The following is a 22,095-nucleotide window of genomic DNA, read 5'->3' on the forward strand; positions in this document are numbered from 1 at the left end:
CGCTCACGGAGGGGGCGTGCTCGGCGGCGCCTCCCAGGGCAGGGGCTCGGCGGCGGTGAACGGCCAGTCCAGGGCGTCGGGGTGGCGCCGCGTCTGGTCGGCGTACCAGCGGATCTGCTCGGTGTGCAGCGCGGGGCGCGAGAGGCGGGCGAGGGCGGGGTAGGAGTCCGCGATCACCTGGGCGAGGGCGAGCGTGGCCTCGGCGTCGGACGCCGCGTCTCCGGGGTGGGCGTGCGGGACGCCGTACCACGCGCTGACGTCCCGCAGCGAGCGGCGGCCCGGGCGATAGCGGTCGGCGTGGCGGTCCAGGACGAGCGGGTCGCAGACGGGCGCCACGCCGTGCGGAAGCCGCTCGGTCAGCGGGGGCAGGCCGTGGCGCAGGAGCTCGGCGTGGAGCGTGGTCAGGACGTGCGGGGCGAACCAGACGACCAGGACCTCGTTCGACGCCAGGTGATCGGCGAGCTCGGTCGCGAGTTCGTCGAGGGCGCGGGCGGCGAGGACGCCTTCGGCGCGGGCCCGTTCGACGGCGGCACTGAGCCCGCTGCCGGATATCGGATCATGGAGATTGGATCCAGGATCCATGATCCAATCTCCAGTGGTGCCGTCGCTGACCCGCACGGACGCGGCGAGGATCCGATCCACGGCCGCCCGGTGGCCGGTGGACACGATGTCCAATGCCATGAGGCGCCGGTGGTGCCAGCCCGGCAGGTCCTGCCGGGCCGGCGGCGCGGGTTCGGGCGCATGGTCCGGATGGAAGACCTCCCAGCCGTCCTTCGGACCGTGGCCGTGCCGGAGCACCCCCGTCCCGGCCGGCACGACGGCCCCGCAGACCGCGCAGGGTCCGTCGTACTCGTTGGTGAGGTCGGGGGCGCCGGGGCTCATGCCGTCCCCGCGCCATCCCGGTAGGCCTCCAGGAGCCGCAACCAGGCCTCGCTCAGCGTCGGATACGCCGGGACGGCGTGCCAGAGCCGGTCGATCGGCACCTCTCCGGCGACGGCGACGGTCGCCGAGTGCAGCAGTTCCCCGATGCCCGGCCCGACGAAGGTGACACCGAGGACGATCTCGCGGTCAAGGTCGACGACCATCCGGGCGTGGCCCCGGTATCCGTCGGCGTACAGACCGGCGCCCGATACCGAGGTGAGGTCGAGGTCGACGGCGCGGACCCGGTGCCCGGCGCGCTCGGCCTCGGCGACGGTGAGCCCGACCGACGCGGCCTCGGGGTCGGAGAAGACGACCTGGGGCACGGCGGCGTGGTCGGCGGTGGCCGCGTGCGCGCCCCAGCGGCTGGTCTCCACGGTGGCGGCACCCGCCGCGCGGGCGGCGATGGCCGCCCCGGCGATCCGGGCCTGGTACTTGCCCTGATGGGTCATCAGTGCCCGGTGGTTGACGTCCCCGACGGCGTAGAGCCAGTCGGTTCCCGTGACCCGGAGGCTGTCGTCCACCGGCAGCCACGAGCCGGGCTCCAGACCGACGGTCTCGAGCCCGATGTCGTCGGTGCGCGGGCGCCGGCCGGTCGCGAACAGGACCTCGTCGCCCTCGATCCGCTCCCCGCCCTCCAGGACGACGGTGACCGGTCCGGTGCTCCCGTCGCGTACGACCGCGGCGACGGACACGCCGGTACGGACGTCGGCGCCGCCCTCTGTCAGCGCGTCGGCGACATGGTCGCCGACGAAGGACTCCATGCGCGGCAGCAGCCCCTTGCCCCGTACGAGGACCGTCACGCGCGAGCCGAGCGCCTGCCAGGCGGTGGACATCTCCGCCGCGACCACTCCCCCACCGACCACGATCAGGTGACCCGGAACGCTGCGCGAACTGGTCGCCTCGCGGCTGGTCCAGGGCCTCGCGCCGGCCAATCCGGGCAGTTCGGGAACGGCGGGACGCGTGCCGGTGCAGACGGCGACGGCGTGGCGAGCGGAGAGGTGGTAGCGATCGCCCTCGGGCCCTTCCACGACGACCTTCCGGGCGCCGTTCAGCCGGCCGTGGCCCCGGTACAGACGGGCGCCGGTGGAGTCGAGCCACTCCACGGCGCCGTCGTCCTTCCAGTCGGAGACGTAGTAGTCGCGGTGGGCGAGCACCGCAGCCGCGTCCAGCGGACCCTGGACCAACTGCCGGAGCCCGGGAACCTTGCGGGCGTCCGAGCGGGCGATGGCCGGGCGCAGCAGGGCCTTGCTCGGCATGCAGGCCCAGTACGAGCACTCGCCGCCCACCAGTTCGCTCTCGACCACGGCCACGCTCAGATCCGCTGCCCTGGCGCGGTCCACCACGTTCTCGCCCACCGGCCCCGCGCCCAGGACCACCACGTCGTACTCCTGCTCCACCGCATGTGTCATGCGCCCCAGTCTGGTGGCAGGTGTGGGCGCGGGCCACAGGGGAAGGCGGGCCCGTGCGCGGCCCCGGACGGCGCGGAATAGCGCGGCTCGATCCGCCGTTGTGCGGGGCGAGTCCCCAGGGGACCGTGAGGACACCACCAGGAGACCCGGAGAGGTAGAAAGCATGAGCACTGTTGAGCTCACCAAGGACAACTTCGACCAGATCGTGAGCGACAACGACTTCGTTCTGATCGACTTCTGGGCTTCCTGGTGTGGTCCGTGCCGCCAGTTCGCGCCGGTCTTCGAGGCGGCGTCCGAGCGGCACGAGGATCTGGTCTTCGCCAAGGTCGACACCGAGGCACAGCAGGAGCTGGCCGCGGCGTTCGAGATCCGCTCGATCCCGACGCTGATGATCGTCCGCGACAACGTGGCCGTCTTCGCCCAGCCCGGCGCGCTGCCGGAGGCGGCTCTCGAAGACGTGATCGGTCAGGCGCGCAAGCTGGACATGGACCAGGTGCGCAAGTCCATCGAGGACGCGCAGCAGCAGTAGGCACGAGGCGAAGGGGCGGTACGGGAGGACCCGTACCGCCCCTTCGCCGGTTCTCAGCGCTCCAGGACGAGCGCGAGGCCCTGGCCGACTCCGATGCACAGGGCCGCGAGTCCGGTTCCCGAGCCGGCCGCCGCCAGCTGGTGGGCCACGGCGCCGGCGAGCCGCGCGCCGGAGGCGCCCAGCGGGTGCCCGATGGCGATGGCGCCGCCGCGCGGGTTGACGATGGCGGGGTCGAGTTCCGGCCACTCGGCGAGGCAGCCGAGGGACTGGGCGGCGAAGGCCTCGTTCAGCTCGAACGTCGTCAGGTCGGCGAAGGAGCGGCCGGCCTTCTCCAGCGCGCGCCGGACCGCCTCCACCGGGCCGAGGCCGAAGAGCTGCGGCTCGATGCCGGTGACGGCGGAGGCCCGGATCCGGGCCAGCGGCTCGAGGCCGGTCTCCCGCAGGCCCTCCTCGTCGACGAGGAGCAGGGCCGCGGCGCCGTCGTTGAGCGGCGAGGCGTTGCCCGCCGTGACGGTGCCGCCGTCGGGCCGGAAGGACGGCTTCAGCCTGGCGAGGGCCTCGATCGAGGTGCTGTCACGGATGCACTCGTCACGGACGAGGTCCACGCCCTCGTAGGGCACGACCTCTCCGTCGTACAGCCCCTTGGCCCAGGCCTCGGCCGCCTTCTGGTGGCTGGCCAGGGCGAACGCATCCTGCTGCTCGCGGCTGAGGGCGTGCTTGTCGGCGACGAGCTCCGCGCCCTCGCCGAGCGCGACGGTCCACTCCGGGGGCATCTTCGGGTTGGTCATCCGCCAGCCCAGGGTCGTGGAGTGCAGTTGCTGATGACCGGCCGGGAAGGCGCGTTCGGGCTTCTGGAGGACCCAGGGGGCGCGGGACATCGACTCGACACCGCCCGCGATGGCCACGGAGGCGTCGCCGACCGCGATGGCGCGCGCGGCCTGGATCACCGCCTCCAGACCCGAGCCGCAGAGGCGGTTGACGGTGACACCGGGCACGGAGGTGGGGAGCCCGGCGAGCAGGACGGCCATGCGGGCCACGTCGCGGTTGTCCTCGCCCGCGCCGTTGGCGTCGCCGAAGTACACGTCGTCGATGCGGGCCGGGTCGAGGGCGGGCGCACGCTTCACGAGCGACGCGACGACATGGCCGGCGAGGTCGTCGGGGCGTACGGACGAGAGCGCGCCTCCGAACTTGCCGATCGGGGTGCGGACGGCGTCGACGATGTAGACGTCGCGGATGCTCATCGGTTCTCTCCCACGTGGCCCTCGGGTGACCCTCGGGGCCAGCTTCGTTCGCCTGGTGAATTTTCCTTCATTGATGTGCGCGCAGAGTCTCCGCCCGGCGGGGGCTCCTGTCAACGGTGCCAGAACGGCGATGCGTGGTGGATGAACCGATACGGCCGCGCGGGCACCGACGCCGGGCGCCCGTCAGGCCGTGGGCGCGTCCCGGACCAGCGCCGTCAGACCGAGGTCGAGCTCACGACCGTCGACGAGGAGCGCCTCGACGGTGCGGGTCTCGGGGTCGATGTCGGCGGCGATGCCGTGCCCCTCGTAGCGCGGATAGCCCGACGAGCCCGTCCGGCCCGTGAGCTCCACGACCGCGGACCGGACCGCGCTGTCCTCCACGGAAGCGTCGCCCCGGTCCTCCACATGCTCGGGAACGAGCAGGACCTCGAACCGCCGCGGAACTGTGCTCATGCTTCGACGCTAAGCCGCTTCGCCCCCGGGCGCCCGCTCCGGGGCGCACAGCACCCCGGAGCCGGACACCCCGCCCCGCTCCCGGGCACACAGCCCAGGGCACACAGCACCCCGGAGCCGGGCGTCCCGCGCCCTCTCGCTCAGCTGGATTCGCGGGCGACGACCCGCGAGGCCAGCAGATCCCGCGCCTCGGGAGTGGTCCCCGGTTCGCGGACCGCGCTGTCGACGAGCTCGGCGAGCTCACGGCCGCTCACCATGTCGATCCGCACCGTCGTCAGCCGGGGCCGGAGCAGCCGCCCGAGCAGCAGATCGTCCGAGCCCACGATCGCCGTGTCCGCCGGGACGGAGATCCCGGCGTCCTGAAGCGCCCGCATCAGCAGCATCGCGTACTCGTCGTTGTACGCGAACACGCCATCGAGGCCCAACTCGCGCCACCGCCCGGCGAGTTCGTTCGCCGCCTCCTCCTCGTACCGCAGCGGCAGCGGTACGACGGTGGCGCCCATGCCCGCCGCCGCCTGCCGGACGCCGTCGAGCCGCGGCCCGGAGAACATCTCCAGACCCGGCTCCTCCGGGACCACCACGCCGATCCGGCGCCGGCCCCGCTCCAGCAGATGCTCCGCGGCGACGCGGCCCACCCGCCCCTGGTCCAGGACCAGGGCGTGCGCCCCCTCGACCCGCTGCGCGCCGACGGTGATGACGGCTTTCGCCCCCGACCGCTTGAGGATCTCCACGCCGTTCGGGGAGAGCTGGACCTCGCCGAGCGAGACGACCGCGACCGGGCGGAGCTCCGCCCAGGCGCGCGCGGCCTCGTCCCCCTCCAGGCCGAGGCTGCCGTACTGCACCACGGTGTAGTCGAGGCGCCGCAGGGCCCACTGCAGTTCGTCGAAGAACCGGCTGTAGAGGGGTCCGACCGGCACATGGGCGGTGGGCAGCAGGACCATCCGGCTGTGGCCGGCGCGGAGACTGCGGGCGGCGGCGTGCGGGACGTACCCCAGCTCCTCGGCCGCCTCCCGCACCCGCTGCCGGGTCGGTTCGCTGATCCGTACGGCCGCGGTGTTGTTCAGGACGTACGACACGGTGGCTCTGGACACTCCCGCGAGCCGCGCCACATCGGCGCTCGTCGGGACGGGACGTTCGGCGGACTGTTTGGGTGACTGGCTCATCGCTCCGGCATCTTTCCAGACCAATCCGGCCCAGGGTCTGGCGGATGGCCGGATTCGGGTGCTACACAGTGCTGACGCGTGTCAGTGACACGTGTAATCATACCGATTCTTCCGCTCCTCGCCCCCGCTCGGGCGATCTTCACCAGGAGGGCAACGTGGCCCTTTCCTCCTCCGCCGAAACCGGAGTCGACTCCCCCTCGGGACCCCGGCCCACCCGCGGTCTGCTGTCCCTGCTGCTGGCCGGGAACACGGCGATGTACGCGCTGTACGTCGGCGTCCCCGGCATGCTTCTCGCGCTCCAGATCGAGGCCATCGACCCAGCGGACAAGGTGGCCAACTTCGGACTGGTCTCCGGTGTTTCCGCGATCTTCGCGACGGTCTTCAACCCCGTCGCCGGCGCGCTGTCGGACCGTTCAGGCCGCCGCAACCCGTGGATCCTGGCGGGCGGACTGCTCGCGATACCGGTGATGTTCCTGCTCGGCAGCGTGCACACGATCCTGCTCGTGATGATCGCCTGGTGTCTGGGCCAGGCCGTCATGAACGTCTACCAGGCCGCGATCACCTCGGTCGTGCCCGACCGGGTGCCCCTCGCCTCGCGCGGCAAGGCCTCGGCCGCCGTCGGGCTCGGCCTGCCGATCGGCTCCACGATCGGCGCGCTGATCGGCGCCGCGTTCTCGGAGAACTACCGCACCGGGTACCTGGTCTTCGGCGTGATCGTGGCGGCCGCCGCCGTCCTGTTCACCACCTGCGCCCGCGAACAGCGGATGCCCGCCAAGGCCCCACTGCCGGTGAAGCAGCAGATCGCCGCCTTCGGCAGCGCGCTGAAGGACCACGACTTCCGCTGGGCGTTCATCGGCCGCGCGCTGCTCGTGCTCGGCTACTTCGCGGTCGCCGGTTTCCAGTTGTACATCCTCAAGGACCACACCGACCTGCCGGGCGGACTCACCGCCGAGGAGGCGGTGGCCATCCTGATGCCGCTCAACTCCGTCGCCATGGTGGTCTCCACCGTCCTCGGCGGCTGGCTCTCCGACCGCTACGACCGCCGCAAGCTGTTCGTCGGCGCCTCCGCCGCACTGGCCGCCGTCGCGCTGGTCATCCCGGCCGTCTCGTCGAGCTGGACCGCGATGCTCGCGTTCTCCGTCGTCAACGGCCTTGGTTTCGGCTGCTACATGGCGGTGGACACGGCGCTCGTCACCATGGTGCTGCCGAAGGCGGAGGACGCGGCCCGCGACATGGGTGTCCTGAACGTCGCGAACGCCGGTCCGCAGATCGTCGCCCCGTTCGTCGCCTCGCTCATCGTCTCGCTGAGTGGCGGATACACGGCCCTCTTCCTGGTCGCGGCCGTGCTGTCGGTCCTCGGGGCACTCGCCGTGCGCCCGATCCGCAGCGTGCGCTGAGCCGTCCGTTCCCCTCGCCTCGTGGCCGATCATCGACCAACGCACCTGGTGAGGGCCTGATCTGACGTACCGTGGGGTCATGGATGACGTCTCGATGGTGGGCATGCTCGGCCGGGTCACCGGCACCGTCGGGCCGGGCCTCGTCGGCGAGGTGATCGTCCGGATCCGCGGCGGCGCGGAGCACTTCCTCGCCTACGCGGCCGACGCGAAGGAACGGATCGGTACCGGAACGGTCGTGATGGTCGTGGAACATCTCCCTCCACGCACCGTCTATGTCACAGCCGCGTACGACGGCTGACCGAGCCATTGAGCGCCCGTCCGGCGAGGCGCACACTCCCTTCACCGGATCCGCACGGCTCCGGTGAAGGGGGAGCTGCCCATGGGCATCGGCATCCTGGCGGGCGGCGCGGTCGGCGCCGTCCTCGTCCTCATCGCACTGTTCAAACTCATGTGGCGCGTCGCGGAACCCAACGAGGCGCTCATCATCTCCGGCTCCAACCACAAGATGGAGGGCCTCGGCGAGGGCATGGGCTTCCGGATCGTCACGGGCCGCGGCACGCTCGTGCTGCCGGGCGTCCAGGCCGTACGGAAGCTGTCGCTCGACCTCAACGAGACGCAGCTGCAGGTGGAGTGCGTCACCCACCAGGGCATTCCGCTCAAGGTCCGTGGTGTGGTGATCTTCAAGGTGGGCGACGACTTCGTGTCGATCGCCAACGCCGCCCGCCGTTTCCTCGACCAGCAGAAGCTCATGTCCGAGCGCGTGCACATCGTCTTCGCCGGTCATCTCCGCGCCATCGTCGGCGGGTTGACGGTCGAGGACATGATCCGTGACCGGGAGAAGCTGACCGGGCAGGCCCGTTCGGCCTGTGGCACGGAGATGGAGAAGCTCGGTCTGATCGTCGACTCGCTCCAGATCCACGAGATCGAGGACCCGACCGGTTACATCAAGAACCTGGCCGCGCCGCACGCCGCCGCGGTCCAGCGCGACGCCCGGATCGCACAGGCGGAGGCCAACCGGCGGGCGACCGAGGCCGAGCAGCAGGCCGCGGCCCGGATGTCGGAGGCCACGAGGGACAGCGAGATTCTGCAGGCCGGTTACCAGGCCGAGCGGGACCAGGCCTCCGCGAAGGCCCGGCAGGCCGGTCCGCTGGCCGAGGCCGGGGCGCGTCAGGAGGTCGTCGTCCAGGAGACGCGGGTCGCCGAGCTGGAGGCGCACCGCAAGGAGCAGCAGCTCCAGGCGGAGGTCCGCAAGCCGGCGGACGCCAAGGCGTACGAGATCAGGACCCGGGCCGAGGCCGAGCGCGACGCCCGGATCTCGGCGGCGCAGGCGGAGGCCAAGGAGACCGAGCTGGCCAGTGCCGCCAGGGCGACGGCGACCCGGCTGACCGGTGAGGCGGAGGCGTCGGCGCAGCAGGCCAAGGGCCTCGCGATCGCCGAGTCGACCCGCGCGAAGGGTCTCGCCGAGGCCGAGTCGATCAAGGCGAGGGCGGCGGCGCTCGCCGAGAACCAGGAGGCCGTGGTCGCCCAGCAGCTGGCCGAGAAGTGGCCGGAGATCGTCGAGGCCGGGGCGTCGGCCTTCGGCAACGTCGACCAGATGGTCCTGCTGAACGGCGCCGACGGCATGGCGGAGATGTTCGCCAAGGCCCTGACGATGGGCGGGACGGGTCTTGGGCTCGCCCGTCAGCTGCTCTCGACGATGAATCCGGCCGCCCAGGCTGCGGTGGCGCCTTCCGTGAACGGCGCGGCGCCGCCCGCTCCCAAGGCGGAGGCCATCGCGGTCGGCGACGACCAGGAGTAGTGAGCAGGAGTAGTGACCAGGAGTAGTGAGTGAGACAGGCCGGGCCCGTCGCCGCCACGGCGCCGGGCCCCGGTTCATGGCGGAGCGGAAGGTCAGTTGTGGCCGAACTTCCGTTCCTTCTTGTGGGAGACCTGCTCGATGATCGGCCGCGGTGTCTCCCGCACGGCCGGTGTCTTTTCCTTCGCCGCCGCCTCGGTCCGGTGTTCGTGACCGCCCGTGCGGGCGCCACGGTTCACCCGGGTCTGTTTCTTGCCCACGATCATGCCTCCTGCTAGCGGAAGTCGGACGCTGGGGCCGTTTTCAGCCTCGCACGCGGGTACGGGCACCGCATGTCAGGGACCGGCGGCGGCCAGGGCGGGCCAGAGCGCCGGGTCCTCGAAGTTCAGCGCCCACAGCGCCGTGTTCACGATGCCGTGGCGGCGCAGTACGGGCAGATGGCCGGCGACGCCGCGGGCGTCCTGGTACCAGACTGCGTGGGTGGAGCCGCCGTCCTGGTACGTGAAGTACGGGGTGCTGGACGCGGGGTCGAGGCGGTACGGCGCGTTCCGCGCGCGGCGCAGGGCTTCCGCCTCCTTCCAGGTCACGTGCGCGGCCCTGCCGCCGACCGTCGTGTTCCAGTCCCAGCCGTACGCGGGCAGCGCGAGCTCGATCCGCTCGGGCGGGACGAGCGCGGTGGCGGTGCGCAGCAGGTCGTCGTACCACTGGGTGCCGGAGAGCGGTCCGGGGGCGCCGCCCGCCCAGTGCAGGTCGTACCCCATGATCCGCACCCGGTCGGCGACCCTGCCGAAGGTGGCGTAGTCCCAGATACGGCCGGTGGTCGCGGTCTTGGGGCTGACGGTGACCACGCACTGCTTGGCGAGGGCGTGCAGGCGGGCGCAGAGGTCGGTGACGAGCGCCGCGTATGCGTCGCGTACCGCCTTGTAGTCGGCGTCTCCGGTGGTCGCGATCGACTCGTAGTCGAGGTCGAGTCCGTCGTAGTCGCCTCCCGCGGTGGTGGCCGTGGCGACGAGGGCGTCGACGTGGGCGGCGCGCCGGGCCGGGTCCGTGAGGATCGCGGCGAGGGCTCCGGCGGGCAGGGTCTCCATGACGGTGGGGACGACCTTGATGCCCGCGCGGTGCAGTCCGTCGACGACGAGCCGCTCGCCCGCACCGGGGTGCGGGGCGATCCGGTCGGCGGATGTCGTCTCGTACCAGAAGGGGCTGACGGTGTGCAGTTGGTCGGCGTGGCGCAGGGCGTCGAGGTAGGCGGCCTCCTGGTCCCAGTACGGCAGCCAGGCGGAGACGGTCCGCGGGGGCGGCGGGTCGTCGGCGGCGGCCCGGGCCGGCGGCAGGGAGAGCACGCAGGCGAGCAGACAGGTCGCCAGGGCGGCGCGCGGCGCGCCGTTCTTACGGGTGGTTCGCGTCTTGGACGTAGGGCGTGTCGTACGGGTGGGGCGTGCGAGGGACATGACCCGAGCCTCGGCGTCCACGCCGCGCCGTGCCCTGTGGGTTGGGCCAACCAGGCCCTACGGTGTCCCCGTGACGATCTTCCAGTACTCCACGACCGAGGCCGACCCTCACGCGATCGGCCCCGTGCGCACGTCCTACGCCCCCGACCGCGACGGTGCCCCGGATCCCGGGGAGATCGTGTGGACCTGGGTTCCCTTCGAGGAGAACGACGGGCGGGGCAAGGACCGCCCGGTCCTGGTGGTGGCCCGGGAGGCGGTCGGGACGCTGCTCGCCGTACAGCTGTCGAGCAAGCGCCATGACCACGATCGTGAGTGGGTCGCGATCGGAGTGGGGGCCTGGGACAGTGCCGGGCGGGAGTCGTGGGTGGACCTCGATCGGGTGCTCCGGGTGCACGAGGCGGGCATGCGCCGTGAGGCGTGCGCCCTGGACCGGCCGCGGTTCGACCGGGTCGTGGAGCGGTTGATCGAGCGGTACGGCTGGTCCTGACCCGCTCGCGCCGGTCAGGCGCCCTCGAAGACCCGCTGGAACGCGCCGAGCGTGGTCCTGCCGGCCGTGCGGTCGAGGATCGCGAAGACGATCTCGTCGAAGTGGCCGGCGAACCGGCCGCCGTCCGTGAGCAGGGCCCGGAAGGCGCCCGCGACCTCGGCCGGGTCGTTCTGGAAGACGCCGCAGCCCCAGGCGCCGAGGACGAGCCGCCGGTAGCCGCCGGCCACGGCGGTCTCCAGGACCCGCTCGGCGCGGGCCGCGAGGGCGGCCGGGACGCGGTCGGCGAGTTCGGGGGTCCGCCTCCGGATCACGCCCGCGTTGGGGGCGGGCGAGGTGAGGAAACCGACCGTGAAGGGCTCGTCCAGGAGCCGGCCGCGGTCGTCGCGGAAGACCGGGACTCCAGGCGAGAGGATCACCCGGTCCGTGTAGAAGGCATCCTTCTCGGCCCGGTGGTGCGCGTAGTACTCGGGGGCGCGCAGCAGTGTGGTGTAGAGGGCGGAGGCACGACAGACGGCCTCTTCCTGGGCCTGGGCGCCGTTCAGATAGCCGCCGCCGGGGTTGCGGGCGGAGGCGAAGTTCAGGACGGCCACCGGGGCCGGATCCGCCCCGGTCAGCCGGCGGGCGGCGGCGAGGCTGCTCTCGTCGGTGACCTCGATGGTCGTGGTGCGGTCGGTGTCCGAGGTGACGGGGACGGGCTCGGGGCCGTACAGCCTGGTTCCGGCCACGGAGGCGCTCAGCTCTGCCTCGATGGAGACCAGTCGGCCGCCGGGGGACCGGTAGCGGCCCGCTTCGACGATCTCCTCGGTCTCTCTCGCGATCCCCCGCAGTCGTGCGCTCATGTCCGGAAGCATGATCGACTCCGCGGCAGGGGGCAACGGGATATTCACCGTGAGGCCGGTGAGGCGCTCTTGCACGCCCGTCGGAGGTGGCTTTAGGTGGAGTCAGCGCCTCTCGGAACAGAAGGAGACGACATGTCGTCGAGCGGCATACCGCAGGGCGGTCCTGGCCTCAGCGAGGACGAGGCCGAAGACCTCCTGCGATGTATCTGCTTCAAGACGGGCCCACCCCGCACGGTCGGGGTGGAGGTGGAATGGCTCGTCCACGAGCTGCGTGATCCGCGGCTCCCCGTCCCGCCCGAGCGACTGGCCCCGGCCGTCGACACCGTACGGTCCCTGCCGCTGGCCTCGGCGATCACCCTCGAACCCGGCGGGCAGCTTGAGCTCAGCTCGCCGCCCGCCGCCTCTCTCATGAGTTGCGTCGACACCCTCTCGGCCGATCTTCGCGCGGTGCGCGACGCGCTCTCTCCTCTCGGACTCTCCCTCAGCGGGTACGGGGTCGATCCCTGGAACGCGCCGCGCGAGCGGCTGCTGCGTGAGCCCCGCTACGAGGCGATGGAGACCGCTCTCGACCGTGCGGGCCCGGCTGGCCGGGCCATGATGCGCGACTCGGCGTCGGTGCAGATCTGTCTGGACGCCGGCCACGAGGAACCGGGGCCGCTCGGCTACCACCGCCGCTGGCAGCTGGCTCATCTGCTCGGCGCGGTGCTGGTGGCCGCGTTCGCCAACTCCCCCGTCCACGGCGGGCGTCGGACGGGCTGGCGCTCGACCCGGCAGGCGCTGTGGACGGATCTCGACCCGGCGCGGGCGCTCGCCCCGCCGCCGGACGGCGAGCCGCGTGGCGCCTGGGCGGCGCATGTGCTCGACACTCCGGTGATGTGCGTACGCGGCGAGGAGACGCCGTGGGCCGTTCCGGACGGGCTGACCTTCCGGGAGTGGCTGCGCACCGGGCGTCCCCGGCCGGCCGATGAGGACGATCTGCACTACCACCTGACCACGCTCTTCCCGCCGGTGCGACCGCGCGGGCATCTGGAGTTGCGGATGATCGACGCTCAGCCGGGTCCGGACGGCTGGATCGTGCCGGTGGCCGTGACCACGGCGCTGTTCGACGATCCGGAGGCGGCCGAGACGGTCTACCGTGCCGTCAAGCCCCTTGCCGAGAGGGCGGGTTCGCTCGCCGCCCCGCGCAATCCGCTCTGGCTGGCGGCGGCCCGGGACGGGCTGAGGGACCCCGAGCTGCACGCCGCCGCGCTGGTCGCGTTCCCGGCCGCTCTTGAGGCGCTGCCCCGGATCGGGGCGAGCCCGGCCATCCGGCAGGCGGTGACCGCCTTCCACGAGCGCTATGTGCTGCCCGGCAGCTGTCCCGCCGACGAACTCGCCGACAGACTCCAGGAAGTGGCGTCATGACCGTGACCGACCCCGCGGCTCTGCGGCGGCGGGCGCTGGACGCGCTCACCACCGCGCGGGCCCGCACCGCGCTCCTCACCTCCTGCGTGGAGGACGACGAACTCACCGCGCAGCACTCCCCGTTGATGTCTCCGCTGGTGTGGGACCTGGCCCACATCGGCAACCAGGAGGAGCAGTGGCTGTGGCGGTCGGTCGCCGGGCAGGACGCGCTCCGCCCGGAGATCGACTCGATCTACGACGCCTTCGAGCACCCTCGTGCCACCCGCCCGACCCTGCCACTCCTGCCGCCCGCCGAGGCCCGTGCGTACGCCTCGGACGTACGGGGCCGGGTCCTGGACGTCCTTGAGCGCACCCCACTGGAAGGACGGCCGCTGGTCGAGGCGGCGTTCGCCTTCGGGATGATCGCCCAGCACGAACAGCAGCACGACGAGACCATGCTGATCACCCATCAGCTGCGGAAGGGCCCGCAGGCGCTGACCGCTCCCCCGCCGCCCGCCACGGACATCGGCCCCCTCCCAGCCGAAGTCCTCATCCCCGGCGGCGCGTTCACGATGGGCACCTCCGACGAGGCCTGGGCGCTGGACAACGAGCGCCCGGCGCACACCCGGGTCGTCCCGGCGTACGCCATCGACACCGTCCCGGTCACCAACGGCGCCTACATGGCGTTCGTCGCGGACGGCGGCTACACGGACGAGCGCTGGTGGCAGGCGGAGGGCTGGGAGCAGATCCGCCGGCACGGGATCGGCGCGCCGCTGTTCTGGCGGCGCGACGGCGGGCAGTGGCTGCGCCGCCGGTTCGGCGTGACGGAGCCGGTGCCCGAGGACGAGCCGGTGGTGCACGTCAGCTGGTACGAGGCGGACGCCTACGCCCGCTGGGCCGGGCGCAGGCTGCCCACGGAGGCCGAGTGGGAGAAGGCGGCCCGGCACGACCCGTCGACGGGGCGCTCGCGCCGCTATCCCTGGGGCGACGCCGACCCCGAGCCCGTACACGCCAATCTCGGGCAGCGGCATCTGCGGCCCGCCCCGGCCGGCAGCTATCCGGAGGGCGCCTCGCCGCTCGGCGTACGGCAGCTGATCGGGGACGTGTGGGAGTGGACGTCCAGCGACTTCCTGCCTTATCCGGGGTTCACGGCCTTCCCGTACAAGGAGTACTCGGAGGTCTTCTTCGGCCCCGCGCACAAGGTGCTGCGCGGCGGGTCCTTCGCGGTGGACCCGGTGGCGTGCCGCGGCACGTTCCGCAACTGGGACCTGCCGGTGCGCCGTCAGATCTTCTCCGGTTTCCGGACCGCGCGGGACGCGGAGCTCGCCTGATGTGCCGCCATCTCGCCTTCGTCGGCGAACCGGTGACGCTCGGGGAGCTGCTGCTGCGGCCGCCGCACTCCCTGGAGCGGCAGGCGTGGCAGCCGCGCACCCAGGTCAGTGGGGTGGTGAACGCGGACGGGTTCGGTGTCGGCTGGTACGCCGACGGCGATCCGGTGCCGGCCCGCTACCGCCGGGCGGCGCCGCTCTGGGGCGATCTCTCCTTCGCCGATCTCGCGCGGGTCGTCCGTACCGGGGCGCTGCTCGCGGCGGTCCGGGGCGCCACCCGGCCGGGCGCGGACGGGGAGGCCGCGGCGGCGCCGTTCGCGGCGGACCGGTGGCTGTTCAGCCACAACGGGGCGGTCGCGGGCTGGCCCGGCTCGCTGTCCGGCCCGGCCGCGTCGCTGTCCGCCGCGGAGCTGCTCGCCCTGGAGGCCCGTACGGACTCGGCGCTGGTGTGGGCCCTGGTGCTGCACCGGCTGCGGGCCGGTGACGCGCCGGGGGCGGCGCTCGCCGAGACCGTACGGGAGGTCGCCGAGGCCGACCCGGAGTCCCGGCTCAACCTGCTGCTCACCGACGGGGCCGAGATCACCGCGACGACCTGGGGGAACTCCCTGTGGTACCTCAGGCGTCCCGACCGGACGGTCGTGGCCTCCGAACCGTACGACGACGATCCGCGCTGGCACGAGGTGCCGGACCGCACGCTGCTGACCGCCACCCGTACCGATGTCACTCTCACCTCGCTCAAGGAGCTCTCCTCGTGAGCCCGTTCCAGCTGACCCGCACGCTTCCCGAGGACGCCACGGACGCCGATCTGCGCGCCGATGTGCTCAACGGTCTGACCCGCATACCGAAGGAGCTGCCGCCGAAGTGGTTCTACGACGCGCGCGGCAGTGAACTGTTCGAGGAGATCACCCGGCTCCCCGAGTACTACCCGACCCGCGCGGAGCGGGAGATCCTGATCGACCGGGCGCACGAGATCGCGGCGGCGACCGGGGCGCGGACCCTGGTCGAGCTGGGCTCCGGCTCCTCGGAGAAGACCCGTTTCCTGATCGACGCGCTGCTGCCCGGGCTTGACAGCTATGTGCCGGTGGACGTGAGCGAGTCGGCGTTGAGGGGGGCGGCCGAGGCGCTGCTCGTGGAGCGGCCGGGACTCCACATCCACGCCCTGGTCGCCGACTTCACCCGGGGGCTCGCGCTGCCCGGGACTCCGGGGCCGCGCCTGGTGGCGTTCCTCGGCGGCACGATCGGCAATCTGCTGCCCGCCGAACGCACGGTGTTCCTGCGCTCGGTGCGGGCGATGCTGGCGCCGGGCGACGCCCTGCTGCTCGGTACCGACCTGGTGAAGGACGAGGCGACGCTGGTCGCCGCGTACGACGACGCGGCGGGGGTGACGGCGGCGTTCAACAAGAACGTGCTGGCCGTGCTCGCCCGTGAGCTGGACGCGGACGTGCAGCCGGAGGACTTCGACCACGTGGCGCTCTGGGACCGGGAGCGGGAGTGGATCGAGATGCGGCTGCGGGCGCGTCACGCGCTCACGGTGAAGATCCCCGAGCTCGATCTGGTGGTGCCGTTCGAGGAGGGCGAGGAGATGCGGACGGAGGTGTCGGCGAAGTTCCGTCAGGCGGGTGTACGGGCGGAGCTGGCCGGGGCCGGACTGGAGCTGACCCGCTGGTGGACGGACAAGGAGGGGCGGTTCGCGCTGTCGCTGGCGACGGCGCTCTGAGCCGCCCGGGCGAGTGAGCGGCGGTCCGGATACTGGACGCTGGATATCGGATCCAATATCCGGATCTCCGCGGTGATGCCGCGGGTCGTCACGACCCGCCAGAGCGACGCGGCCAGCGGATCGTCGCCCACGAAGGCGGCAGGCCCGACGGGCCGGTACTCAAGTCGCACCGGCTGGACGGGGGCGGAGGCGTCGATGGCGGCCTGGAAGGCGGCGTGCCGGAAGGCGCCGCCGCCCCGGCCGCACCAGGTCGACCCCTCCGGGAAGACGACCACCCGGCCGCCGCCCGCCATGGCCCCGGCCATCGCCCGGACGGTGTCGGGCAGGGCGCGCAGCCGGTCGCGGTCGATGAAGACCGTCCCACCCCGCGCCGCGAGCGGGCCGAGCACCGGCCAGGCGCGGACCTCGCGCTTGGAGAGCATGCGTCCGGGCAGGACGGCGGCGACGAGCGGGATGTCCAGCCAGGAGATGTGGTTGGCGACGACGAGCATCGGGCCGTCCGCCGGAGCGGGAACCCCGGTGACCTTCATGCGGACGCCGAAGGCCCGGAGGACCAGCCGGCACCACGCGCGGACGAGCGCCCGCCGGCCGGCGGCGGGCAGCAGCGCGGCCAGGGGCGCGAGGAGCACCCCGGCGAGGACGGCGGTGATGCCCGCGACCAGCCGGGCCGCGGCCAGGACGGGCCCAGCGGCCGGGCCCGGGCCCATGGGCCGTGCGCAGGCCGCGGGCGCGCACGGCGACGTCGGCAGCCAGGGTGAGACGGGGCCGGCGGTGGTCACTGCGCCGGGGCGAGGGAGAGGAAGTGGCGCAGGTAGCGGGGGTTGGTGTTGCGCAGCGACAGCAGGACGTAGAGGTCGGCGACGCCGAAGTCCACGTCGTGCGCGGGCGCCCCGCAGACCCAGGCGCCGAGCCGCAGATAGCCGCGGAGCAGCGGCGGGAGCTCGACGCGGCCCTCGGGGCGGGTGACGCCCTCGGGGCTCCAGAGCTTGTGCGGGGTGACCCAGTACTCCTCGGGGGCGAGGTGCTTGGCCTTGACGGTGTCCCAGGTGGCGGCGGCGAGCGTGCCTCCGTCGGCCAGCGGTATCGAGCAGCACCCGGCGAGCCAGTTGTGGCCCGTCCGGGTCATGTAGCGGGCGAGCCCGGCCCAGATGAGGGCGATGACGGCGCCGTTGCGGTGGGCGGGGTGGACGCAGGAGCGGCCGACCTCGACCAGGTCGTCGCGGATCGGGCCGAGGCGGCCGAGGTCGAACTCGCTGTCGGAGTACAGGCGTCCGGCGATCCGGGCGCGATCCGGCGGCAGTACGCGGTAGGTTCCGACGACCTCGCCGGTGGCCTCCTCGCGTACCAGGAGGTGGTCGCAGTAGGCGTCGAAGGCGTCGATGTCGAGGCCCGGCTCGGGTCCGTCGAGGTGGGCACCCATCTCGCCGGCGAAGACCTGGTGACGCAGCCGCTGCGCGGCGCGGACGTCGTCCTGGTCACGGGCGAGGCAGACGATGTAGCGCGGCTGCTCCTCGGTGGCCCGGTCCGCGGCCACGGGCTGCGGCTGCGCCGGGACCCCGGCGAAGGGCACGGCCGTGACAGGCAGACCGGCCGTGACGGGGACACCGGCGGGGACGGGGACTGCGGGTGCGAGAGCGGCTGCGGGTGAGGGTGCGGGCATGTCGGGCTCCTCCGGCGTACGGAAGGGGGACGGTGAGGCCGGACCGGGTGAGCGGTGGTCCGGCTCCTTACTTCTTCCGTGGCCGATTGGATTCGACATGACCTTTCGGGGGATCGCGGGTGTGTAGGCGCTGAATGCTGGTCGCCCGCGGTCTACTCGGCGAGGGCCTGGGTGATCTGTTCCGAGGCGGCCCGGGCGGCCTTCTTCGGGTCCTCGCCCTGCAGGACGGCGGTCATGTACGGCTTGATCGGGTTGGCCGCCTCGACGTCGGCCCACTGCGGGGAGTTCGGTGTGGCCTTGCCGCGCGCCGCGCCGACGGCCATCACGGCGGTGGCTTCCTGGCCCTCGACGACGGAGGCGAGGGCGCTCTTGTTGGGGACGTAGTTCATGGCGCGGGCGAGTTCCGTCTGCCACTTCTCGCCGGCCAGGGCCTTGACGACCTCGATCGCGGCATTCCGCTCGGGCGCGTTCTCCGGGACGATCAGGTCGGAGCCGCCGGTGAAGACCGTGCAGGGCTGCCCGGCCTTCTTGCCGGGTATCGGGAAGAAGCCGAGCTTGTCCTTGAGGCCGGGGGCGGCCTTGGTGATGGCGGCGACGGCGCTGGGCGTGGCGATGATCTGGGCGACGTCGCCCTGGGCGAAGACCTCGGCCTGGGGCGGGGTCTGCTCGTCCGCGTCCTTGGGGCCGGAGCCGAGGGACTGGAGCTCCTTGTAGAAGTCCATGCCGCGCAGCGCGGCGGGGCTGTCCAGGGCGCCGGTCCATTCCCCGCCCTTGTCCTCGGCGAGCTCTCCGCCCTCGTCCCAGATGAACCCGGCGAGCGTGTACCAGTCCTGTCCCGCGAGGTAGATGCCCTGGGAGCCGTTGCGGTTGAGCTTCTCGGTGTCGTCGAGCCACTGGGCCCGGGTGGCGGGCGGCTTGGTGAGGCCGGCCTGCGCGAAGAGGTCCTTGTGGTAGATCACGACCCGGTTGGCGGCGTACCAGGGGATGCCGTACTGGGATCCGCCGATGCGGCCGGGCTCCGCGAGACCGGGCAGCCAGTCCTCGCTGCCGAGGTCGCGTACGGACTCCAGGGTCAGGTCGTAGAGCTTGTCGGTGTCCGCGTACTGGGCAACCTGGGTGTTGCCGACCTCGATGACGTCGGGGCCGCCCTCGCCCCGGATCGCCTCGGTGACCTTCTTGCCGATGCCCGTCCACTCCTGGATGGTGAACTCCAGCTCGACGCCTGCGTGTTCGGCCTCGTACGCGGTGGTGAAGCGCTCGAGGAAGTCCTCGCTGACGCTGTCGCGCATCAGCCAGACGTTGACCGTACGGGTCCGGTCGGCGTCGCCGGGGAGGAGCCCGCAGCCCGCGAGGCCGAAGGCTAGGGCGGTCACGACTGCGAGAGGACAGGCCAGATGGCGGTTCTTCACGTAGGTCACCTTCTGCGTTCCATGAATGGAGTGCGGCATGGGGAGCTGACCCGTCGTGGGGGGACCGAACGGCGTGTTCGTGCGGGTGCGTGGGCTGGATTCTGGTCTGGACCAATCAGGTCGTCAAGCCCCGGACGATCCGGTTCCGGGCGGGGGTGCCAGGCACGCCCGCCCGGAAGGGTCGCTGGACGACCGGTCCCGGGACTTTGGCGGCCACCTGCGCCGGACCACCCCGCGCCCGACGTGTCGCGGACCGGGGCGTGGTGGGGCACGGTGGAGTGAATCCCACGGAGAGGAGTTCGGCCGTCATGTCGAACCACACGTACCGCGTCACCGAGATCGTCGGCACGTCCACGGAGAGCGTGGACCAGGCCATCCGCAACGGCATCGACCGGGCCTCGCAGAAGCTCCGCGGCCTGGACTGGTTCGAGGTGACGCAGGTACGCGGCCACCTCGTGGACGGGGGGATCGGGCACTTCCAGGTCGGCCTGAAGGTGGGCTTCCGCCTGGAGGACGGCGACTGAAGCGGGCGCGGTGCGGGTCGGGTCGGGTCGGCGAGCGCGGCCGCCCCGGCCGCCTCAGGTCCGACCGAGGGTCGCGGCGGCGGCCGCGTCACGTCCGACCGACAGTCGCGGCGCCCCGGCCGCGTCAGATCCGGCCGACGATCGCAGCGCTGGCCGCGTCAGGTCCGGCCCTCCTTCTGCTGGGCGTCCCTGAGCGTCTCCGACGCGGCCGCCCAGCGGGCCCGTACGACGGTGAAGCCGGCCACCTCGGCCGCGTCGCAGACCAGCTCGTCGTCGTCGACCAGCATCCTGATCTCACGGTCGCGGTCGAGCCGGCGCAGGATCTCCAGCTTGGTGTGGCGCGCGGGGCGGAAGTCCCGGTCGCGCCGCATGTGGAGGGCGCCTTCCGGCAGCGTGTGCGCGGCGAGCCAGGCGACCGTGTCCCTGCGGCAGCGCTCGGGGCGCCCGGTGAGGTAGACGATCTCGCACTCCTCGGCCGCCTCTCGGCACAGTGCGACGCCCTCGGCGAGCGGCGGGTCGTGGGGCGCCGCCGCGAAGAACGCCGCCCAGTCGCGGGGACGGCGCTCCAGGAAGCGCTGCCGGTGCGCGGTGCCGGCGAGGGTGTTGTCGAGGTCGAAGACGGCAAGGGGCCGGTGGGTGAGCGTCACCCGGACAGCGTAGGGAATGCGCGCCGGGCCGGCCCGGCGCGGCATTCTCCCGCGCACCTCGGCGCACCCCGGCGGGGCGATCGCAGGCGCGCGGGCTCGGGCACGGCGCTGCAGCCCCAGCGCCCGCTCGCTGGGGCGCAATCGCAGGTCCGGGCCTGCGGTCCCGACCGGGCGGGCCATGCTGCGGCCCAGGCCGGGCGGGGCGGGACGGGACGGGTGCGGAGCCTACGCGCGGCCGACCAGGCCCCGCTACGGTCGCGGCCCTCCGGCGGCCACGGAGGCACCCGGACCGGAGTGGCGGCGATCGCAAGGCCGGGCGGGCCCGGCGCGGCAGTCCTCCGTAGCCCCCAGCAACGCTCGCGAGCGACGCGATCGCCGACCCGGCCCCGCCCCACGGACCCGACCGGGCCGGGCCGGGCTGCGGCCCGACGCGCGGTCCGCGATCGCAGGCCCGGGCGGGCCCGGCTACGGCGCGGGCCCCCGGCCCACGCCCCGCACGCCCCCGGCCCACACCCCCGTACGCGCCCCCCGGCCCACACCCCACTACGCGCCCCCCGACCCGCAGACCGGGCCGGGCCCGGCTACGGCGCGGTTCCTCGGCCCACGCCCCCCCACACGCGGCCCCGCCCCCGCCCCCCACCCGCAAGGCGAACGTCCTCCGTCCTCGCGGGAATCCTCGGCGCCCCTGGACGTTGAACCCTGCGTGAACCCTTCTCTCGCCGGCGTCCGCTTCTCCGTCCTCGACCGTTCCCGGACCCGGGAGGGCGAGGACGGGTCCGTGGCGTTGCGGGCGACCGTGGAGCTGGCGCGGGAGGTGGAGGCGCTCGGGTATCACCGGTTCTGGGTCTCGGAGCACCACAGCGTGCCGGGCGTGGCCGGCTCGGCGCCGGCCGTGCTCGCGGCCGCCGTGGCCGCAGCCACCTCCGCCATTCGGGTCGGGACCGGCGGAGTGATGCTCCCCAACCACCAGCCGATGGTCGTCGCGGAGCAGTTCGGCGTCCTGGAGTCGCTGTTTCCCGGCCGGATCGACATGGGTCTCGGCCGTTCGGTCGGCTTCACCGACGGCATCCGGCGTGCGCTCGGCCGGGACAAGGAGGACGCCGACCGGTTCGGAGAACAACTGGCCGAGCTGCTCGGCTGGTTCGACGGCACGCAGACCGCCCACCCCCAGGTGCACGCCCGCCCTGCCGAGGGCCTGCGGGTCCCGCCGTACGTCCTGGCGACCGGCGAGGGCGCGTCGATCGCCGCGGAGGCCGGACTGCCGCTCGTGATCGGCGACCTCCGCGGCCGGGAGCGGATGCTGCGCGCGATCGACGGCTACCGGTCCGCCTTCCGGCCCTCGCCGTGGTCCGAGGAGCCGTACGTCGTGGTCGCGGGCACGGTCGCGGTCGCCGCCACAGAGGAGGAGGCGTGGCGCCTGCTGATCCCGGAGGCGTGGTCGCTCGCCCACTCCCGCACCCAGGGCGTCTTCCCGCCGCTCATGCCCGTCGATCACGTCCAGCGCCTCCCGATGACCGACAAGCAGCGCGGCTTCTACGCATCAGGCCTGAAGGGGCATATGTACGGCACGGAGGAGCACGTCGGGGAGGCCCTGGAGCGGGTGGTGAAGGAGAGCGGGGCGCAGGAGGTGCTCGTGACGACCAGTACGTACGACCGCGCCGCGCTGCTCGACTCGTACCGCCGGCTCGCCCGCATCGCGGGCCTGCGTACCAGCCTGACCAGGGCAAACACCTAGAATCGAG

General features: G+C 72.9%; 23 protein-coding genes. 11 read left to right on the forward strand and 12 right to left on the reverse strand.

Translation table 11 applies throughout. From position 1 onward, the window contains the following. Nucleotides 1–3: 3 nt before the first annotated feature. Both ACZ4VI_RS02365 and ACZ4VI_RS02370 read right to left on the reverse strand, forming a co-directional pair. Entirely contained in the window at nucleotides 4–882 is an 879-nt protein-coding gene (locus tag ACZ4VI_RS02365) for a 3'-5' exonuclease family protein (RefSeq protein WP_467995841.1), read from the reverse strand. Further along, nucleotides 879–2,330 carry a dihydrolipoyl dehydrogenase family protein gene (locus tag ACZ4VI_RS02370; protein WP_467995842.1) on the reverse strand — a complete coding sequence of 484 codons (1,452 nt, stop codon included), beginning with the start codon at nucleotides 2,328–2,330 and terminating at the stop codon, nucleotides 879–881. Before ACZ4VI_RS02370 ends, ACZ4VI_RS02365 begins: the two co-directional genes overlap by 4 nt. A 163-nt stretch (nucleotides 2,331–2,493) precedes the next feature. On the opposite strand from ACZ4VI_RS02370, the gene trxA reads away from it, so the two are divergent. Beyond that, entirely contained in the window at nucleotides 2,494–2,859 is a 366-nt protein-coding gene (gene trxA, locus ACZ4VI_RS02375) for a thioredoxin (RefSeq protein ID WP_467995844.1), read from the forward strand. A gap of 53 nt (nucleotides 2,860–2,912) precedes the next feature. On the opposite strand, the gene ACZ4VI_RS02380 is transcribed toward trxA, so the two are convergent. The 3 genes from ACZ4VI_RS02380 to ACZ4VI_RS02390 all read right to left on the reverse strand — a co-directional run bounded on the left by ACZ4VI_RS02380 (nucleotide 2,913) and on the right by ACZ4VI_RS02390 (nucleotide 5,716). Continuing rightward, a complete protein-coding gene (locus ACZ4VI_RS02380) occupies nucleotides 2,913–4,100 on the reverse strand; it encodes a thiolase family protein (RefSeq protein WP_467995846.1) in 1,188 nt (395 codons plus the stop codon). A 183-nt stretch (nucleotides 4,101–4,283) separates the two neighbouring features. Then, nucleotides 4,284–4,553: a hypothetical protein gene (locus tag ACZ4VI_RS02385; protein WP_467995848.1), complete on the reverse strand. Its 270-nt coding sequence runs from the start codon at nucleotides 4,551–4,553 to the stop codon at nucleotides 4,284–4,286. Nucleotides 4,554–4,693: 140 nt separating this feature from the next. After that, a complete protein-coding gene (locus tag ACZ4VI_RS02390; RefSeq protein ID WP_467995850.1) occupies nucleotides 4,694–5,716 on the reverse strand; it encodes a LacI family DNA-binding transcriptional regulator in 1,023 nt (340 codons plus the stop codon). A gap of 155 nt (nucleotides 5,717–5,871) precedes the next feature. Here ACZ4VI_RS02390 and ACZ4VI_RS02395 point away from each other — a divergent pair, with 155 nt between their 5' ends. The 3 genes from ACZ4VI_RS02395 (at nucleotide 5,872) to ACZ4VI_RS02405 (ending at nucleotide 8,911) form a co-directional block, all read left to right on the forward strand. Continuing rightward, nucleotides 5,872–7,113 (forward strand): MFS transporter, encoded by a 1,242-nt coding sequence (locus ACZ4VI_RS02395; protein ID WP_467995852.1) that lies wholly within the window; start codon nucleotides 5,872–5,874, stop codon nucleotides 7,111–7,113. A gap of 79 nt (nucleotides 7,114–7,192) precedes the next feature. Continuing rightward, nucleotides 7,193–7,411, forward strand: a complete 219-nt coding sequence (locus tag ACZ4VI_RS02400; protein ID WP_467995853.1) for a hypothetical protein — start codon at nucleotides 7,193–7,195, stop codon at nucleotides 7,409–7,411. Between the two features lie 81 nt (nucleotides 7,412–7,492). After that, entirely contained in the window at nucleotides 7,493–8,911 is a 1,419-nt protein-coding gene (locus ACZ4VI_RS02405; RefSeq protein ID WP_467995855.1) for a flotillin family protein, read from the forward strand. A gap of 92 nt (nucleotides 8,912–9,003) precedes the next feature. On the opposite strand, the gene ACZ4VI_RS02410 is transcribed toward ACZ4VI_RS02405, so the two are convergent. Together ACZ4VI_RS02410 and ACZ4VI_RS02415 are read right to left on the reverse strand one after the other, a co-directional pair. Continuing rightward, nucleotides 9,004–9,168 carry a hypothetical protein gene (locus ACZ4VI_RS02410; protein ID WP_467996295.1) on the reverse strand — a complete coding sequence of 55 codons (165 nt, stop codon included), beginning with the start codon at nucleotides 9,166–9,168 and terminating at the stop codon, nucleotides 9,004–9,006. 75 nt (nucleotides 9,169–9,243) lie between these two features. Next, nucleotides 9,244–10,359, reverse strand: coding sequence for a glycosyl hydrolase family 18 protein (locus ACZ4VI_RS02415; protein WP_467995856.1), 1,116 nt, complete (start codon nucleotides 10,357–10,359; stop codon nucleotides 9,244–9,246). Between the two features lie 70 nt (nucleotides 10,360–10,429). Between ACZ4VI_RS02415 and ACZ4VI_RS02420 the strand changes: the two genes are divergently transcribed. Next, a complete protein-coding gene (locus ACZ4VI_RS02420) occupies nucleotides 10,430–10,846 on the forward strand; it encodes a type II toxin-antitoxin system PemK/MazF family toxin (RefSeq protein WP_467995857.1) in 417 nt (138 codons plus the stop codon). Nucleotides 10,847–10,860: 14 nt separating this feature from the next. On the opposite strand, the gene ACZ4VI_RS02425 is transcribed toward ACZ4VI_RS02420, so the two are convergent. Then, the gene (locus tag ACZ4VI_RS02425) at nucleotides 10,861–11,685 is read right to left on the reverse strand and encodes a TIGR02452 family protein (RefSeq protein ID WP_467995859.1); all 825 of its coding nucleotides are present in this window, start codon (nucleotides 11,683–11,685) and stop codon (nucleotides 10,861–10,863) included. Between the two features lie 132 nt (nucleotides 11,686–11,817). On the opposite strand from ACZ4VI_RS02425, the gene egtA reads away from it, so the two are divergent. The 4 genes from egtA to egtD are packed head-to-tail and all read left to right on the forward strand — an operon-like array spanning nucleotide 11,818 to nucleotide 16,113. Beyond that, a complete protein-coding gene (gene egtA / locus ACZ4VI_RS02430) occupies nucleotides 11,818–13,089 on the forward strand; it encodes an ergothioneine biosynthesis glutamate--cysteine ligase EgtA (RefSeq protein WP_467995861.1) in 1,272 nt (423 codons plus the stop codon). Continuing rightward, on the forward strand, nucleotides 13,086–14,399 hold the full coding sequence (gene egtB / locus ACZ4VI_RS02435) for an ergothioneine biosynthesis protein EgtB (RefSeq protein ID WP_467995863.1): 1,314 nt from the start codon (nucleotides 13,086–13,088) through the stop codon (nucleotides 14,397–14,399). The genes egtA and egtB overlap by 4 nt, the downstream gene beginning before the upstream one ends. After that, nucleotides 14,399–15,151 (forward strand): ergothioneine biosynthesis protein EgtC, encoded by a 753-nt coding sequence (egtC, locus tag ACZ4VI_RS02440; protein ID WP_467995865.1) that lies wholly within the window; start codon nucleotides 14,399–14,401, stop codon nucleotides 15,149–15,151. Before egtB ends, egtC begins: the two co-directional genes overlap by 1 nt. After that, on the forward strand, nucleotides 15,148–16,113 hold the full coding sequence (gene egtD / locus ACZ4VI_RS02445; RefSeq protein ID WP_467995866.1) for an L-histidine N(alpha)-methyltransferase: 966 nt from the start codon (nucleotides 15,148–15,150) through the stop codon (nucleotides 16,111–16,113). Before egtC ends, egtD begins: the two co-directional genes overlap by 4 nt. On the opposite strand, the gene ACZ4VI_RS02450 is transcribed toward egtD, so the two are convergent. From ACZ4VI_RS02450 to ACZ4VI_RS02460, 3 genes are all read right to left on the reverse strand, one after another. Continuing rightward, nucleotides 16,008–16,820: a lysophospholipid acyltransferase family protein gene (locus ACZ4VI_RS02450; RefSeq protein WP_467995868.1), complete on the reverse strand. Its 813-nt coding sequence runs from the start codon at nucleotides 16,818–16,820 to the stop codon at nucleotides 16,008–16,010. The genes egtD and ACZ4VI_RS02450 overlap by 106 nt on opposite strands. A 68-nt stretch (nucleotides 16,821–16,888) precedes the next feature. Beyond that, on the reverse strand, nucleotides 16,889–17,773 hold the full coding sequence (locus ACZ4VI_RS02455; protein ID WP_467995870.1) for a GNAT family N-acetyltransferase: 885 nt from the start codon (nucleotides 17,771–17,773) through the stop codon (nucleotides 16,889–16,891). A gap of 152 nt (nucleotides 17,774–17,925) precedes the next feature. Next, nucleotides 17,926–19,182 carry an extracellular solute-binding protein gene (locus ACZ4VI_RS02460; RefSeq protein ID WP_467996271.1) on the reverse strand — a complete coding sequence of 419 codons (1,257 nt, stop codon included), beginning with the start codon at nucleotides 19,180–19,182 and terminating at the stop codon, nucleotides 17,926–17,928. Between the two features lie 308 nt (nucleotides 19,183–19,490). On the opposite strand from ACZ4VI_RS02460, the gene ACZ4VI_RS02465 reads away from it, so the two are divergent. Continuing rightward, nucleotides 19,491–19,706 carry a dodecin gene (locus ACZ4VI_RS02465; protein WP_467995872.1) on the forward strand — a complete coding sequence of 72 codons (216 nt, stop codon included), beginning with the start codon at nucleotides 19,491–19,493 and terminating at the stop codon, nucleotides 19,704–19,706. Between the two features lie 158 nt (nucleotides 19,707–19,864). Here the strand turns inward: ACZ4VI_RS02465 and ACZ4VI_RS02470 are convergent, their stop codons facing one another. After that, nucleotides 19,865–20,353, reverse strand: coding sequence for a phosphatase domain-containing protein (locus ACZ4VI_RS02470; protein ID WP_467995873.1), 489 nt, complete (start codon nucleotides 20,351–20,353; stop codon nucleotides 19,865–19,867). A 703-nt stretch (nucleotides 20,354–21,056) separates the two neighbouring features. On the opposite strand from ACZ4VI_RS02470, the gene ACZ4VI_RS02475 reads away from it, so the two are divergent. After that, nucleotides 21,057–22,088: an MsnO8 family LLM class oxidoreductase gene (locus tag ACZ4VI_RS02475; RefSeq protein WP_467995874.1), complete on the forward strand. Its 1,032-nt coding sequence runs from the start codon at nucleotides 21,057–21,059 to the stop codon at nucleotides 22,086–22,088. The last annotated feature ends 7 nt before the right edge of the window (nucleotides 22,089–22,095 follow it).

It is taken from the genome of Streptomyces sp. NPDC029169, from assembly GCF_055563935.1.